Source organism: Scytonema hankhaensis NUACC26, assembly GCF_045865695.1.
In the GTDB taxonomy this organism is placed as follows: Bacteria; Cyanobacteriota; Cyanobacteriia; order Cyanobacteriales; family Nostocaceae; genus Scytonema.
Map to the genome: position 1 here is coordinate 82,732 of NZ_BAACAP010000233.1, position 15,279 is coordinate 98,010.

15 protein-coding genes are annotated in these 15,279 nt (G+C 42.3%); 8 read left to right on the forward strand and 7 right to left on the reverse strand.

Going from position 1 to position 15,279, the window contains the following annotated elements:
• Positions 1 to 44: 44 nt before the first annotated feature.
• On the reverse strand, positions 45 to 1,607 hold the full coding sequence (locus tag ACKTT2_RS36505; RefSeq protein ID WP_407895872.1) for a DUF4335 domain-containing protein: 1,563 nt from the start codon (positions 1,605 to 1,607) through the stop codon (positions 45 to 47).
• On the reverse strand, positions 1,604 to 2,230 hold the full coding sequence (locus tag ACKTT2_RS36510; RefSeq protein WP_407895873.1) for a DUF3038 domain-containing protein: 627 nt from the start codon (positions 2,228 to 2,230) through the stop codon (positions 1,604 to 1,606). The genes ACKTT2_RS36505 and ACKTT2_RS36510 overlap by 4 nt, the downstream gene beginning before the upstream one ends.
• Before the next feature lie 475 nt (positions 2,231 to 2,705).
• Here ACKTT2_RS36510 and ACKTT2_RS36515 point away from each other — a divergent pair, with 475 nt between their 5' ends.
• From ACKTT2_RS36515 to ACKTT2_RS36530, 4 genes are all read left to right on the forward strand, one after another.
• Positions 2,706 to 3,224 (forward strand): adenine phosphoribosyltransferase, encoded by a 519-nt coding sequence (locus ACKTT2_RS36515; protein ID WP_407895874.1) that lies wholly within the window; start codon positions 2,706 to 2,708, stop codon positions 3,222 to 3,224.
• A gap of 59 nt (positions 3,225 to 3,283) precedes the next feature.
• Positions 3,284 to 4,330, forward strand: a complete 1,047-nt coding sequence (locus tag ACKTT2_RS36520) for an ABC transporter permease (protein ID WP_407895903.1) — start codon at positions 3,284 to 3,286, stop codon at positions 4,328 to 4,330.
• Between the two features lie 91 nt (positions 4,331 to 4,421).
• Positions 4,422 to 4,706: a hypothetical protein gene (locus ACKTT2_RS36525; RefSeq protein WP_407895875.1), complete on the forward strand. Its 285-nt coding sequence runs from the start codon at positions 4,422 to 4,424 to the stop codon at positions 4,704 to 4,706.
• Positions 4,707 to 5,020: 314 nt separating this feature from the next.
• Positions 5,021 to 5,395, forward strand: coding sequence for a response regulator (locus ACKTT2_RS36530; protein WP_407895876.1), 375 nt, complete (start codon positions 5,021 to 5,023; stop codon positions 5,393 to 5,395).
• 57 nt (positions 5,396 to 5,452) lie between these two features.
• On the opposite strand, the gene ACKTT2_RS36535 is transcribed toward ACKTT2_RS36530, so the two are convergent.
• From ACKTT2_RS36535 to purL, 3 genes are all read right to left on the reverse strand, one after another.
• Positions 5,453 to 5,713, reverse strand: coding sequence for a hypothetical protein (locus ACKTT2_RS36535; RefSeq protein WP_407895877.1), 261 nt, complete (start codon positions 5,711 to 5,713; stop codon positions 5,453 to 5,455).
• Positions 5,714 to 6,098: 385 nt separating this feature from the next.
• A complete protein-coding gene (gene purF, locus ACKTT2_RS36540) occupies positions 6,099 to 7,598 on the reverse strand; it encodes an amidophosphoribosyltransferase (RefSeq protein ID WP_407895878.1) in 1,500 nt (499 codons plus the stop codon).
• A 189-nt stretch (positions 7,599 to 7,787) separates the two neighbouring features.
• Positions 7,788 to 10,265: a phosphoribosylformylglycinamidine synthase subunit PurL gene (gene purL / locus ACKTT2_RS36545; RefSeq protein ID WP_407895879.1), complete on the reverse strand. Its 2,478-nt coding sequence runs from the start codon at positions 10,263 to 10,265 to the stop codon at positions 7,788 to 7,790.
• A 259-nt stretch (positions 10,266 to 10,524) separates the two neighbouring features.
• On the opposite strand from purL, the gene ACKTT2_RS36550 reads away from it, so the two are divergent.
• The 3 genes from ACKTT2_RS36550 to ACKTT2_RS36560 all read left to right on the forward strand — a co-directional run bounded on the left by ACKTT2_RS36550 (position 10,525) and on the right by ACKTT2_RS36560 (position 11,534).
• Positions 10,525 to 10,827, forward strand: a complete 303-nt coding sequence (locus ACKTT2_RS36550) for a hypothetical protein (RefSeq protein WP_407895880.1) — start codon at positions 10,525 to 10,527, stop codon at positions 10,825 to 10,827.
• 123 nt (positions 10,828 to 10,950) lie between these two features.
• Entirely contained in the window at positions 10,951 to 11,148 is a 198-nt protein-coding gene (locus ACKTT2_RS36555; RefSeq protein WP_407895881.1) for a DNA-binding protein, read from the forward strand.
• The gene (locus ACKTT2_RS36560; RefSeq protein ID WP_407895882.1) at positions 11,148 to 11,534 is read left to right on the forward strand and encodes a type II toxin-antitoxin system death-on-curing family toxin; all 387 of its coding nucleotides are present in this window, start codon (positions 11,148 to 11,150) and stop codon (positions 11,532 to 11,534) included. Before ACKTT2_RS36555 ends, ACKTT2_RS36560 begins: the two co-directional genes overlap by 1 nt.
• A 316-nt stretch (positions 11,535 to 11,850) precedes the next feature.
• On the opposite strand, the gene ACKTT2_RS36565 is transcribed toward ACKTT2_RS36560, so the two are convergent.
• Together ACKTT2_RS36565 and ACKTT2_RS36570 are read right to left on the reverse strand one after the other, a co-directional pair.
• The gene (locus ACKTT2_RS36565; RefSeq protein ID WP_407895883.1) at positions 11,851 to 11,991 is read right to left on the reverse strand and encodes a hypothetical protein; all 141 of its coding nucleotides are present in this window, start codon (positions 11,989 to 11,991) and stop codon (positions 11,851 to 11,853) included.
• 976 nt (positions 11,992 to 12,967) lie between these two features.
• The gene (locus ACKTT2_RS36570) at positions 12,968 to 13,453 is read right to left on the reverse strand and encodes a bilin-binding protein (protein WP_407895884.1); all 486 of its coding nucleotides are present in this window, start codon (positions 13,451 to 13,453) and stop codon (positions 12,968 to 12,970) included.
• A gap of 81 nt (positions 13,454 to 13,534) precedes the next feature.
• Between ACKTT2_RS36570 and rlmD the strand changes: the two genes are divergently transcribed.
• Complete coding sequence (rlmD, locus tag ACKTT2_RS36575; protein ID WP_407895904.1) at positions 13,535 to 14,896, forward strand: 23S rRNA (uracil(1939)-C(5))-methyltransferase RlmD; 1,362 nt, start codon at positions 13,535 to 13,537, stop codon at positions 14,894 to 14,896.
• Positions 14,897 to 15,279: the final 383 nt, after the last annotated feature.

Consider the following 15,279-nt stretch of genomic DNA (forward strand, 5'->3'; position numbering starts at 1 on the left):
CCATTGCCCCTTATCCCCAGAGGGGGCCCCGAGTTCCCCAATCCCTAATTCCCGTACCCCTTCCAAGGAGTCACCTCAAGATTGCCGTCAGGCTTGAAGACGACTTGGAAGTGAGCAAGAGGTTCTTTGCTGTTGGCTGCAGCTACATTTGTACCATAAACGTCTTGGAACATTTTGGGAAGAGGTGTTTGTCGGAAATAGTCAAAAGCCACTTGATTGAGGGGTTCATAATCCGCGATCGTTCCCTCTTTAGTCAGGGCTACCCGATACTTCAAATCTTTTGGAAAAGAAGTTTTATTACTCCAACCTTGGCGGATAGTGTCAGTCAGTTTCTTATTCAGAGTACTAACTGTGTTGGCATCAGTAATTTTGTTACCTACAACCTCTGGCGTTTTTGTGTAGCCGCGCCAAGGGCTAATTTCCAAAATGCCTCGATTTGTAAAAACGACTTTGAATTGGGCTATTGGTTCATTGGCAATAGGACCTCGCGAACCCGCAGGATTATAAAGAAGCTTGGGTAGAGGAGTATTCGCTACAGTATCATTGGACGCTTTATTGACTGCTTTATAGCCAACAAGGGAACCATCCCCTGCAACACCAACTCGAAAAACGGAGTCTTGAGTTAATGCCGAGCGATTCGACCATTCTGGATTAATTTGGTTGTAAACTTGGCGTTGCAATGCACGCAATACTGATGCATCCGTGATTTCGGGAACCGTGTTTAAAAGTGCTTCTAAATCTTTAACCTCAGTTGGGTTGGGAGTTGGATTAGCAGTTGCTGTAGGTACTGTGGGAGTAGGTGTAGGTGTTGTAGGATTCACAGATGCAGCAAGAGGAGCAGGTGTGGGCGCACCAGCAGTCGTTGTAGGTGCGGGTGTGGGGGTGAAAGTGGGGCTTGCAGCTATTGGTTCGTTGGGAGTCGGTGTGGGTGCGACAGTAGGAGAAGCAACACTGTTAGTAGGAGATGTCGTGTTGCTAGTTGATTGTGTATTGTTTTGTTGCGGAGTCCGGACTTCAGGGACTGGAAAGATGCTAAAAGCAACAGCTGCCGCCGCTAAACTGGTGACACCTATACCGGCTGGAACTGCTTGCTTGACTAAAGCTTGGCTGAAGTTGCCGTATCGTCTGGCAATCGGTTGTACTTTTAACGACAACTCTGGTAGTGTTTGGCTATCTGCGAAAAATTGGTCTATGGCTTCTACTAAATCAAAAAGCTGTACTGTGTTTAAATCGATTTCAGTAGCGTGTTGATTGTGAGAATTTGCGCTGGTTGCTTGTGATGCGTTCTCAGAGTGTACAACTAATCTGTGGCGATCGCGACTCACTTTTTGTAACTGTACCAATTCCGACTCTGAGTCATGTGCTTGAGGATGGGGTATATTGCTTAAAAACTCTTGAGCATAGGCGCTAACAACCCTTACGAAACTTTCAAAAAACTCTCGTCCTCCTGATACAGGTTTTGTATATCCAGATATATAACATTCTGCATTTACCAATATCGATAATTCCGGACGCAATTCTTGAAGATGCGCCGCTCTTGTAGCATCACTCAAACCCTCCAGAAGGAGAGTACAATTAGGTAAACTATACTTACGCTGAATATTCATTCCACTTCACCGTCAAATAGACTAATCCAGAACCTTTGCATTCCAGATGTACCGGTACAAAATAAGAGTTGTCCCAATAAATTTATAGCCAGTTCATCTAATTTTTCATCAGAATTTAATGTAGTTAAACCAGACCGTCGGGGATTCATACGGCTTTTGAAATGCGCTCTAAATCGTTCTAGATAATTTGAGAGACGCAAATTTTGTTCTAATGGTATCTGTTTTTCAACCATTTGTTGATACACCATTAACAACTGACGAATCACAACAGTCAGACGTCGCGCTATGTAACACGCAATAACAACTAAAGCTTTTGCCTCTGTAACAGTCAAGATACGACGAGTATGTGCTCTTCGCAAAGGATTTGTACTCCGCATTCGCCACAAATTGACCCGATTTTTTACAATACCTTTAAGATCCAACTCCTCAGCAAATGCCAAAATAGCTTCCGAGCCACCGAGCTCCAAAGCTTCAATCGCCAGTAATATTAAGTCAATTTGCATCCGAGTTCGGCGGGGACAACCCTGTCCCTCCACCGTCGGTTCGGGTAAAGAGTCCAGAATCATCGGCAAAGACTTAGGGGTTGGGCTATTATAAGGGGTTACACTAGCAGAGACATTCATTATAAAGACCTTGTACGACTTTAACAAAACAGGTAAAACTAATTTAAAATAAGCAAGCCAATTTTTAAAATTCGACTCGGCTCAGTTGTGGCAAGATTCCTATCACATACATTACTTACTCTTTTTACACTAACTTTTCCGTATACTAAAATTTAAACTTTATTCAAGCATAAATTCACCTGCCTTAACCTTGGATAGAAATTGTTACATCACCAGCTTGGTGTAGATTCCAGCGATCGTCAACGGATTTTTTGCTGAAAACTCAATACCAAGCGTATGACATTATAGTGTACGATTTTTGCGGTACGTAGTGGTTGGGGACCAGTGACCAGTGACCAGTGACCAGTAACCAATGACCACCTGACCACCTGACCACCTGACCAGTGACCAGTGACCACCTGACCACCTGACCAGTGACCACCTGACCACCTGACCAGTGACCACCTGACCAGTGAATCCCTAATAATCGCTGACTATGGATATAAAATCTCTCATTCGTGACATTCCAGATTTTCCCAAACCAGGAATTTTATTCCGCGATATCACAACGTTACTGCGCGACCCAGAGGGGCTACGATACACAGTAGACTTATTTGCAGACAAAATCCAAGACGCCAACCTTACAGCAGACTACGTGGTAGGAATAGAGTCAAGAGGGTTTATCATCGGCACACCACTTGCTTATAAACTGGGAGCAGGTTTTATTCCCGTCCGCAAACCAGGGAAGCTACCAGCAGAAGTTCACTCTGTTGAGTATGCACTTGAGTACGGTACGGATTGTTTGGAAATTCACAAAGACGCTTTACAATCGGGTTGCCGAGTTCTTGTAGTAGACGACCTAATTGCCACAGGTGGTACTGCTGCTGCAACAGCAAAACTTGTAAAGCAAATTGGCTGCGAACTTGTGGGTTTTGGGTTTATCATCGAGCTACGGGATTTACAAGGACGGAAACATTTGCCGGATGCACCAATTATTACTCTTGTAGAATATTAGTCATTTAACAGTGACCAGTGACCAGTGACCAGTGACCAGTGACCAGTGATAAACAACAAATGACTACTTCAAAAATCTCCTTAGAAGGAAGTCGCGATTGGGTGACAAGGGTGGTCACTAGCGACACATTTCTTTACATAATGAAGCGACTATTGCAAGCGCTGTTAACTCTGTTTTTGGCGTCGGCATTGTCGTTCTTTATTATTCAACTAGCACCAGGAGATTACGTAGACACTCTCAGGCAAAATCCGAAAATATCCCCAGAACGAATTGAAGAACTCAGACGACAATTCGGTCTTGATAAGTCTTGGCCAGAGCAATTTGGGCTTTGGTTGTGGCGAATTCTGACAAGAGGAGATTTTGGTACGAGCTTTGTTTACCAACGTTCAGTATCATCACTTCTATGGGAGCGCGTACCAGCAACTTTACTGCTAGCAGTCTCCTCTCTCATTGTAACGTGGGCGATCGCTATTCCTTTAGGAATCATTGCTGCCGTCAAACAAAATCAGTGGGTTGACCGAATTTTTCAAGTCATCAGTTACATCGGGCAAGGTTTCCCCAGCTTTGTAACTGCCCTGTTTCTACTAATTTTTGCTCAAAACACCTCACCCGTTTTTCCAGTAGGTGGAATGACAAGCATCAATTTCAACGAATTGACATGGTTCGGTCAGATATTAGACATTGGTTGGCACATGATTTTACCAACGATCGCACTCAGTATTACCAGTTTTGCTGGCTTGCAACGTATTACTAGAGGAGAGTTGTTGGATGTATTGAGACAAGATTACATTCAAACAGCTCGTGCTAAAGGATTACCAGAAAACCGAGTCATTTACGTTCACGCCCTCCGCAACGCCATTAATCCGTTAATCACTTTATTAGGTTTTGAACTTGCCAGTTTATTAAGTGGTGCTTTTATTGCCGAATATTTCTTTAACTGGCCCGGATTGGGAAGATTAACCTTATTAGCAGTACAATCCCAAGATTTATATTTAGTGATGGCGAGTTTAGTGATGAGTGCCGTACTGCTAAGTATTGGTAACTTAGTAGCAGACTTACTGTTAAAAATCGCCGACCCCCGCATTCGTTTAGAAAATTTAAATTAGTTGGTGGTTAGTTGTTGATAGTTAGTAGGGGCGCGGCGGCCTTGCGCCCCTACAGTAGTTATCCTACCAACCACTATCCATTAACAAACATATGTTCTCCGAAGTCTATTACTTACTACGCTCAAAAGCCGACGGTCGTTATCTCGTAGCATATCCCAATCCCGATAATGCTTCAACATATTTGCTCTTGTTTCGCGAAAACTTTGATGCTTTGAGTTACCTCAACACCCATGCTGGAGAAGTAGCAAACCGCTTTTCTGTGGAATCGCTTCCCAGTTCTCAACTCGGAAATTTACTTCAACGTTGGGGTTTTACAGGCGTAGGAATCGTCTCCGATCCGCTAGTACCTAATATCGAATTTTTACAACAGAAGTAAAATTATCAGAATAATTATAAAGTTTTAATTCTGGGTATCATTAGGTTGGTAGATAGAGCGTAATTCGTTAATATTGTTAGGTCATGAAAGCTTAAGTATATCCATTGCTTGCAGTCAGTAGATTCTCTCATACTTTAGGTAAACTTTATATAAATGTATAATTTTATACTATTTTTCTAAAAAGACAGGCAACCTTGACATTTAACGTTATCTATATCTTCCGAAGGAATGATTTCAACGTTCGAGAAGTCTGCAAGCATAAATACTTAGTTTAATAAAATTTCAATATCACTTAATTGATAAAATTTTACTTTATGCAGTCAAATGAACGTCGGCGTATCCTAGTTGTGGATGATTGCACGCTTACTTTACAGTTATATCAAACAGCTTTGTCGGCAGAGGGCTATGACGTTGATACAGCAACAAATGGTTGTTTGGCTCTAGCTAAAATTGAAGCTTCACCACCAGATTTAGTGCTGCTAGATATTATGATGCCCAAAATGAGCGGCATAGAAGTAACTCAACGTATCCGCCAAAATAACACATTACCCTTTATTTGTATTCTGCTCGTTTCAGGATGCTCAGAAGCTAATGTGCAAAAAGGATTAGAGTTAGGAGCCAATGATTTTGTCCGTAAACCCATTAAACTCGATGGATTACTAGCAAAAATCAGTGGATGTTTTCGCTAAATGACGAAAGCTCTTATAAAGTAGTCGAACTTTCGGATTTTCCTTCTCAAAACCTTACTAGTGGATATTATTCCAATACTTCTGAAAAAGCTGCTCGCGTATTGCTAACATTCGTATGTAAGTAGCCGTAGCTTTGAAGTACGCCTCTACAGCCAGGTTGTATAAAGGAATAAGTTGGGTATTTCCCTTTTCTAAAGTTCTAATTAAAACTAAAATTTGTGAGATTTCTACAGAGTACTTTAGTAGTTTACAGTACTCTTCAAGAAACCCATTGTACTCAGGTGAAACACACGTATTATTTTGAAAGTTAGGAAGCATAACTGTTTTAAAGATAATTTCAAGAGAAAGGTAACAACCTTTGCTCTCCTACAACATCTTTCATAAGAAGCAGTAAGTATTAATCTTTTCTGTGAATATCGTTACATTCTCATATGTTTGCCTACCTAAAGGATAAGAAGCTTTAATTTTCGCAAAATTATACCAATTCTCCAAATGATCGCTACACACGATCCCCCCATCTCCCCCCAACCCCAGAGGGGGGCTAGGGGGGATCGCATTTGTCTCAAAGATATAGGGAATTGGTATTAAAGCTTCTTTAAGGCGTTTTGGGCATCCCGATATTTTTTAGAAAAAAATACGGACGCAGATAATTATTCAAAAATTATCCACGTCCGTCTGCTACAGGCTGCGGTTCAAAAAAAACCTACACTGCGGTCTTTTCCAACATCAACTTAGAATCCTTAAGTGATTCGGGAACGGGAACGGGGTACTTTCCTGTAAAGCAAGCAGAACAAAAACTACCAGACTCTTCTCTCGTAGCTTCCACCATACCATCCCAACTCAAATACGCCAGAGTATCCACCTCAAGTTGCTTGGCAATTTCTTCCACCGACATCCGGGCAGCAATTAGGTGGTCTTGACTATCAGTATCAATGCCATAAAAGCAAGGATGAGTCACCGGAGGAGAAGAAATTCGCATATGCACTTCTAGCGCACCAGCATCGCGCAAAGCTTTAACCAGTTTCCGGCTTGTAGTTCCTCTAACAATAGAGTCATCGATAATTACAACCCGTTTGCCATACAGCACATCTTTCAAAGGATTCAGTTTCATGCGGATACCCGATTCCCTCATTGTTTGTGTGGGTTGAATAAAAGTACGCCCCACATAGCGATTTTTAATCAGCCCCTCCGCATAGGAAATACCAGAGGCTTGGGAATAGCCAATTGCAGCTGGAATACCAGAATCAGGAACGCCAATGACCAAATCAGCATCCACAAAAGATTCTTGAGCTAATCGTCGTCCCAAACGCATTCTGTAGCTGTACAAGCTTTCGTTATGCATGACGCTATCGGGACGGGCAAAATAAATCATCTCAAAAATACACAGTTTCCTCTCCGCCTTGGGAGTCCATTGAAATGATGCCAAACCTTCATCATTAATCCAAACAACCTCCCCTGGTTGTACCTCGCGCAGGTACTCAGCACCGATAATATCCAAGCCACAAGTTTCAGAAGAGAGAACGTAACGAACTGGATTTCCTTCCAAAGTGCCAATGACAAGAGGGCGAATACCGTTGGGGTCGCGGACTCCCATCATTCCATCGGGAGTGCCAATGACCAAACTAAAGGCTCCTTTACAACGATGAAATGCCCGAATAGCACCTTCTAACCAATCTTTACCTGCATCGACTTCTTGTGCGATCGCAAAAGCAATCATTTCTGAGTCAGTTGTACTCACTAGATTGCAGTTGTTCTTCACCAACTCTTCGCGCAGTTGTCCTGTATTGACTAAATTACCATTATGTGCCAGTGCCAGAGAACCCAAACGAGTTTCAACCACAGCAGGTTGAGCATTGACTCTGCGACTCGACCCTGTTGTTGAATATCGAGTATGACCGACGGCTATAGCGCCTACCAAATCTTGTAAAACCGACTCGTTAAAAACTTGGGAAACCAACCCCATGTCTTTACGTAAATGAACTCGTTCGCCCTCAAATGTGGCAATCCCAGCCGATTCTTGACCCCGGTGCTGGAGAGCATACAATCCAAAGTAGGCTAGTTTCGCAACATTTTGCTCTGGTGCATAAACACCAAAAACACCACATGCCTCTTCTGGTTTATCCGGGCGATTATCTGCATTATTCTTTGAGTTATTGAATGACTCTGGATGGTCATCTGCATGGGCGGAACGGTTGGGGATCATGCTGGCTATGCTCCTGATGGGGGTGTTAAATTTTTGGGGATAGATATATTAAGAGGATAGTCGGAGAAGTCTTAAAAAAATCTTAACCATCCATTAAAACAGTATCGCAGTCCTTATCGCCGAACGCCAATAGTTTCAGAAGGAAGGAGTTAATGTTTTTATTTTTCCTTCCCAACAACTCATTCTCTTTTAACTAGAGGAAGTATTCTGGATGGTTAAACGCCTTTCAAGCGCGTTGAAATAGCGATCGCTTACATCATCTATGCTAACGCTAACTAAAGTTTGGTTATCAGTTGTTAAAACCCGCAAACCCAATTCGGATTTTCCAACCTTGCCAAGTTTTTGCCAGTGATTAGCAACTTGTCCCCCTAAGAAAGTCTCCCAGGTTTCTTGTTGTTCAAATGCAACAGAGACTACAATTCGCGCACCGCCCTCACCAAAAAGCACCTCATCCCAACGGAGAGAAGAACTCCCCCCTGCTTGGCTATTGACAGATATCGGTAACTGAATTTCCGCACCGAGTTTAGCTGCAATACAACATTCAGCAACAGCAACAGCTAATCCACCCTCAGCACAATCATGAGCCGAACGAATCCAACCCCGACGAATTCCCTCGCGACAAACTTGCTGTATTTGACGTTCCAATTCAAAATCCACTCTTGGTGGTTTACCAGCCACAGTAGAGTGAATAGTTGCTAGATACTCCGAACCACCCAGTTCGATTTTGGATTTTGGATTTTGGATTTTGGATTCTACACTCACAGGTAAACCCAGCAGATAAATAATATCGCCTTCTGCTTGCCAAGCTTGACCGCAAATTTGAGTTAGATCTGGAATCAACCCCACCATACCCACAACAGGAGTAGGATAAATGGGTTGTGGGTTTCCTTGAGAATCAAGAGTTTCATTATAGAGAGAAACATTACCACCAGTCACCGGAGTTGCCAGTTCCCGACAACCTTCAGCCAACCCGCGACAAGCTTCAGCTAATTGCCAGTAACCAACAGGCTTTTCCGGGCTACCAAAATTTAAATTATCAGTCACCGCCAAAGGTTCTGCCCCCACACAACTGAGATTGCGTGCAGCCTCAGCCACAACTGCCTTAGCCCCCTCATAGGGATCGAGGTAAACATAACGGGGATTGCAATCAACTGTAGCTGCTATAGCGCTTTGGCGATTGGGTACTGGCGATTGGGTACTGGGATGACTCCCCCCCTCTCCCCCAGCCCCCAACCCCAAAGGGGACCCCAAGCCCCCAATCTCCCCCTCCTCCTGAAGGCGCAACCGGACAACAGCAGCATCAGCACCGCCCGGTAACAGAATAGTGTTATTCTGTACTTGATGATCGTATTGACGATAGACCCAACGTTTGGAAGCCACAGTTGGTGCATCCAGTAAAGTTAACAAAATATCATTCCAACTGTGGAACTGACCTTGAATCTCAATACCCGCAGCAGTACAAGGCGGCAAAGACTCAGCAGTCCACTCCCAAGCTTTTTGAACATATTCCGGTGGTTCTGCCAACAATTCTCGATGATACAGTGGCGTATTTTCTGCCAAAGCTCGAGCAGGAATTTCTGCAGCAACTTCTCCTTGAAATAAAATTCTGACAATAGGTTCGGCAATGACAGTTCCCGCCACAACTGCTTGTAATCCCCAACGATGGAAAATATCAATTAACTCTTGTTCGCGTCCCTTATGAGCAACAAAGAGCATCCGTTCTTGCGATTCAGAAAGCAAGTACTCGTAAGGAACCATTCCCGTTTCCCTAACAGGAATTTTATCTAAATCGAACTCAATACCTACACCACCTTTAGCTGCCATTTCTGAGGTAGAACAGGTGATACCAGCAGCGCCCATATCCTGTGCAGCCACAACAGCCCCTGTCTTAAATGCCTCCAAACAAGCTTCAATCAACGATTTTTCAAGAAAAGGATCGCCTACTTGCACTGCAGGACGGTCATCCATAGACTCTTCACTCAGTTCTGCACTCGCAAAACTTGCACCTCCCATACCATCCCGTCCGGTAGTAGAACCTACATATAGTACGGGATTGCCTATACCAGATGCACCAGATTTTACAATTTCTGGCGTCTCCATCAACCCAAGTGCCATAACGTTCACAAGGGGATTATCAGAGTAAGCAGGGTTAAAGTATACTTCCCCACCGACTGTGGGAACCCCAACGCTATTACCATAGTGAGATATTCCGGCTACTACCCCACTAAAAAGCCGTTGTGTTTTAGCATCCTCTAGGGAACCAAAGCGTAAGGAGTTGAGAACAGCAATGGGACGCGCACCCATTGTAAAGATATCGCGAAGAATACCGCCGACACCTGTTGCAGCTCCTTGAAAGGGTTCAATCGCTGAGGGGTGGTTATGAGATTCAATTTTAAATGCAAGTCGCAAACCATTATCTAGATCGACAACACCTGCATTTTCGCCGGGACCAACAAGAATGCGGGGTCCTGTTGTGGGAAATTGTTTGAGTAAAGGGCGAGAATTTTTGTAGCAACAATGTTCGGACCACATCACCCCAAACATTCCAAGTTCAGCTTTATTGGGATGGCGTCCCAACCGGCGCACAATTTCTTCATATTCTTCTGGCTTTAAACCTTCATCAGCAATTTCTTCAGGAGAAAAAGGAGCAGAGGAGATGCTGGTCATGGAAGTACGCACCAAGGGGACAGAGGTTTATTTTAGCGATTTGTGAACCTTTTGCGTCACTAAAGTCACCTGCTATTTCTTGTGGTACGGGCATCTTGCCCGTCCCGTGTCAGAAAAAATTTAAGTACTGTATGGGAATTACTCGCTAAGAGAAGATTTAAAAAACTAAGCATACATTTAAGTATTTCCCCTATTATCAATAAAAAATACTACAAAATACAATAATCATCATCAAACAAGCTTACAAATAAACATAAACGTGAGCACAATTCATTTAGCAACGCTTATAATTGCACAAGTTTCAGTTTGTCATAACCCTACTCCATTGGAATGGGGTATCATAGTTACTGTAGTTGGTGGTATCCTAGCTCTTTCAGGTGTAGGTATTACTGGAATTGTTAGTGTAGCAGGTACGTTAGTACCGATGATTGTAGCAGGAGCTAGCTTTGATTCTATTGCAGCAACAATAGCAGGAATGGCTAGCACAATTGGTTCAGTTGCTACATCACTTGAGATAGTGACTCAATTGGTGATTATTGTGAAATCTATTTTAGGATGCTAATAAAGTTTTTTCTAAATGATTCAGAATTGCTATACTATTTGCCTAATTTACTGCTCTTCATTTCTTTGAATATATAAAAGTTTTAGTGCTACATTAGTAGTATAACTATATTTGTATAGAGCAATGAATACAGTTACGATTCAACTTACTGACGAGCATTTGCTAAAACTTCAAGAAACAGCTACTCATCTTGGGATATCGTTAGAAGAATTAGTACTGAAGAGTGTTGAAGAGTTACTGGAGCGGTCAGAAGTGACTTTTAAAGAAGCTACAGATTATGTTCTTCAAAAAAATTCTGAACTGTATCAACGGTTAGCTTAATGCGTTATCTGACTCTAACTGAGATTGTAGAACTTTATCACCGCGTAATTGAGCAATCTGGTGGCTCGGCAGGTATTGCTAATATAGGTGGATTGGAGTCAGCTATAGCTCAACCACAAATGACCTTTGGTGGAGAAGAACTTTATCCTACCATTATTGAAAAAGCATCAGCACTTTGTTTTTCTTTGATTAAAAACCATCCTTTTATAGATGGCAACAAACGTATTGGTCATGCTGTAATGGAAGTTTTCCTTGTCTTAAACGGCTATGAGATTAATGCAGCAGTGGACGAACAAGAACAGGTGATTTTACGAGTAGCTTCTGGTCAGTTAAGTCGAGACCAACTTACTGAATGGCTTCGAGGTCATATAATTCCTAGATTGTAGCAATCTTGATTGAACTATAGTAATCCTAAAGCATTTATAAAGTATCGCGCTTTTTACCGGCTCTTGGTGTATGACTAGAACTTGAGAAATTGACAGAAACCTAGAAGTTTGCAAGACTCTTAATCTTAGAGGATGTTTGAAAAGTGGTTGGCTGTCGTTTTAATCACATTATTACCCCCCATTATCCCCCCGATGTATTGGGGGGAAATAAGAAAAATCCAGTTCCCTCCCCAATATATCGGGGAGGGTTAGGGTGGGGTAAAAAATATTTGATACATCAATTCATGACTTTTCAAACATCCTCTTATTGAGGACTTTACAGATGTGACTGGGATAAGATAGATAAATCAGGTAAATCGATAGATTTGCGATCGCAAATAACATAACTGCCAGAGTCTGCTGATGCTAATGATGCTTCATTTGAATCTACTAGGGAAATACGTAATTTCCTGGGCAAAGCCCAAGGTTATGTAGTGTATTTAAGTATTTCCAACATTTCAACTATAAAGACTATTTCATAAAATAGAAATTAGCTTGAGTAAAGCATGAAATTTTAAGTAATTGTTGGTACAGCAATTTTACTGACAACGGTGTTCGGAACGCATTAGTTTCCGTATTCTACCATTGCAGTTAAGAGTCATGCTGACTCTAGTTCATGAAATTTTAATTTTTTCTGGGTGTTACTACAGTAGTACTTAACAGAATTGTTACAGAAAACCTAAAGATTGGATTGGTGGTTTATCGCATAACAAAAATTCTAGAAATGCTAGGGAATCAATTTTAGCTTTACAACTCCATTATTTTAATAGTAGAACACCCTTACTTATTCATCCGTATGAAGCAGCTTTTGTAAACTTTGACTTCAAAAAACAGAGCAGCCACTGTAGTGGATGAGTTTCCCAACATAAAGCAAGTGGTATGGCATCTGTATCTACAGCATTCTTCTTTCAAATTAGTATTTCTGAAAAATTAGTCATTTGAGTGTAATAAATTTTACAGTTTTAAAGATGGGTTGCGATCGCGCCCACCAGCGTCAGAAAGCTGAACTTGTCAGTATCCTCTGCTGTAAATAATTGTAGTGATGACAATCACTAGTGCTCATGATTAAGATCCTATTCTCTGTAGAGTCAAATTGAGATGATATCCACAACTGAACTCTAGCCGAGTCATTAATAGGGAACACACTAATTGCCGACAGCCCAAAAGAGGGACTGTTGGCTTTTTGTTTTAGGGTTGGTTAGTGGTTAGTGGTTAGTTGTTCTCCCTTATCTCCCCAATCGCCAATCGCCAATCGCCAATCGCCAATCGCCAATCCCCCAATAAAATTTCCCCACAACCCGATGCTAACCTGACAGAAAATCTGCCATAGCCACCACCAGATGTGGGGAAAATCCAGCTAATATGGATGTATTAGTGATGCCGAGCGCTAAGTACTAGGACATTGCTTGAATGATGTAATCAAAGTAGGGAGCGGTTTCTGCAGCATCATCTGCGCTAAGTAAGTCAACAGAAGCTTTCTTCAAACAGTTGATAGCTTCTACCATTCCCGGTACGGGTACGCCGAGGGAGTTGTACATTTCTCTGACACCAATTAAACCAATTTTTTCAATTGGTTCTTTGTCACCAGAAAGTACACCATAAGTAACTAGGCGTAAGTACCAACCATAGTCACGGACACATAGAGCGCGTTGGCGTTCTCCATAAGCATTGCCACCTGGAGCAATAAAGTCAGGACGCTTTTGCCAAAGCTGCTTGGTAGCTTCCTGAACTATCTTTTTCTCATTTTCGGCTAGGATACCGACAATGCGAATCCGTTGTGCGCCAGTTTGCAAATAGTCTTTGATATTCTTGAGTTCGCCACTGCTAGGGTAACGCAGTTCGTCATCAGCTTTGAGAATAACTTGGCTTACTACAGTCATGGTTATCGCGTAGAACGTGATTTTATTTTATTATTTGCTAGTTTAACGAGTCTTGAGGACATAAATAAAGGGGCATGGGGAATGTGGAAACAAGGCGAATTAATTGAAGTAGAGATTGCCGATTTAAGCGATACTGGTGATGGTGTCGGACGATGGAACGATCGCGTCGTTTTTGTTCCGGATACCGTACCCGGCGATCGCGCTACTGTCCGTCTAGTTTACGTAAAACCTAGTTATGCTCGCGGACAAATCGAACAACTGCTGGAAAAATCTTCCCACCGCATTCGACCGAGTTGTATCGTTGCTGATAAATGTGGGGGTTGTCAATGGTTACATATTGATTATCAATATCAATTAGAAGCCAAACGCCATCAAGTTATTCAAGGCTTGCAACGTATTGGCGGTTTTACTCAACCACCAGTCGCTCCAATGCTATCTGGTTCGGAATGCTTGGGTTATCGTAACAAAGCAACATATCCCGTAGGATTATCTCATACAGGACTTGTCCAAGCGGGTTATTACCAAAAAAGCAGCCATCAATTAATTAATTTAAATCAATGTCCAGTACAAGATCCGCGATTAAACCCCCTACTGTTGGAAGTTAAACAAGACATTCAAAAGCGTAACTGGCAAATTTACAACGAGCACAATCATACTGGTTTAATACGACATCTCGGTTTGCGTATCGGTCGTCATACAGGGGAAATGTTGCTGACTTTGGTGGTTAAGGATTGGAACTTACCAGGAATTTACGACCAAGCGCAAGAGTGGTTGGAGCGCTATCCTCAGCTAATCGGAGTGTGTGTTAACCGGAATCCAGAACGTACCAATGCTATTTTTGGGCAAGAAACCCGTTGTATTGCTGGTGTTCCTTACCTAAAAGAACAATTTGCTGGTCTAGAATTTCAAGTGCGGGTAGATACGTTTTTCCAAATTTATACGGAAACAGCAGAAGCGTTGTTACAGGTTATTGAGTCAGAACTCAATTTACAAGGTGAGGAAGTGCTATTTGATGCTTATTGTGGTATTGGGGCACTAACCCTACCTTTAGCCAAAAAAGTACGGCAAGCTGTAGGGTTAGAACTTCAAGCAGAAGCAGTGGAACAGGCAAATTTAAACGCAAAGCTTAACGGGATCGAGAATGCCATCTTTCATCCTGGCGCAGTAGAAGAATTACTCCCCAACATGGACATTTCACCAGATATCGTTTTGCTCGACCCTCCACGCAAGGGATGCGATCGCTCTGTGATTGAAACCTTAAAGCAAACGAAACCTCCTCGCATTGTATACGTCAGTTGTAAAATAGCCACCCTGGCTCGTGACCTCAAATTACTCTGTGAGGATGGACTGTATACGCTGACACGAGTGCAACCTGCGGATTTCTTTCCACAGACAGCCCACGTAGAAGCAGCAGCGTTCCTTACACTATCCGCCTTGCTCTGAATTCTCTTCCTCTTTAACAAAAACTCAAAAGCAAAATTTATGGATCGTTATCGACGAGAGATGCTACTATAGAATTAAGCTAAAAATATGATTCCTTCTGTGCAATTCATTTTGCATGGATAAGTAAAAAGCAAAGTCTCTCTTGGAGTTATGAATCGAGTTGTCTAGCTTATGCTTAGCAATGAAAAGAGTGAAAGTATACTCTTTTATACGCAATAATAATTGCCTGAATTTACGATTGGTGCTTACTAGCCGTACTGTGCTTAATCAACTCATATCTTTTGAGAGAGTCTATGCGCCCTAGCATTTTCAAAATTTAGTTCAACAGACGCAAGTTTGAAGGCAACACGACCACCTCACACAAGATCAGGGTGCCTGTGACA

Bases quoted from the DNA above. Each gene is read 5' to 3' on its own strand.
- ACKTT2_RS36505 (WP_407895872.1), bottom strand. From the start codon at position 1,607: ATGAATATTCAGCGTAAGTATAGTTTACCTAATTGTACTCTCCTTCTG.
- ACKTT2_RS36510 (WP_407895873.1), bottom strand. From the start codon at position 2,230: ATGAATGTCTCTGCTAGTGTAACCCCTTATAATAGCCCAACCCCTAAG.
- ACKTT2_RS36515 (WP_407895874.1), top strand. From the start codon at position 2,706: ATGGATATAAAATCTCTCATTCGTGACATTCCAGATTTTCCCAAACCA.
- ACKTT2_RS36520 (WP_407895903.1), top strand. From the start codon at position 3,284: ATGACTACTTCAAAAATCTCCTTAGAAGGAAGTCGCGATTGGGTGACA.
- ACKTT2_RS36525 (WP_407895875.1), top strand. From the start codon at position 4,422: ATGTTCTCCGAAGTCTATTACTTACTACGCTCAAAAGCCGACGGTCGT.
- ACKTT2_RS36530 (WP_407895876.1), top strand. From the start codon at position 5,021: ATGCAGTCAAATGAACGTCGGCGTATCCTAGTTGTGGATGATTGCACG.
- ACKTT2_RS36535 (WP_407895877.1), bottom strand. From the start codon at position 5,713: ATGCTTCCTAACTTTCAAAATAATACGTGTGTTTCACCTGAGTACAAT.
- purF (WP_407895878.1), bottom strand. From the start codon at position 7,598: ATGATCCCCAACCGTTCCGCCCATGCAGATGACCATCCAGAGTCATTC.
- purL (WP_407895879.1), bottom strand. From the start codon at position 10,265: ATGACCAGCATCTCCTCTGCTCCTTTTTCTCCTGAAGAAATTGCTGAT.
- ACKTT2_RS36555 (WP_407895881.1), top strand. From the start codon at position 10,951: ATGAATACAGTTACGATTCAACTTACTGACGAGCATTTGCTAAAACTT.
- ACKTT2_RS36560 (WP_407895882.1), top strand. From the start codon at position 11,148: ATGCGTTATCTGACTCTAACTGAGATTGTAGAACTTTATCACCGCGTA.
- ACKTT2_RS36570 (WP_407895884.1), bottom strand. From the start codon at position 13,453: ATGACTGTAGTAAGCCAAGTTATTCTCAAAGCTGATGACGAACTGCGT.
- rlmD (WP_407895904.1), top strand. From the start codon at position 13,535: ATGTGGAAACAAGGCGAATTAATTGAAGTAGAGATTGCCGATTTAAGC.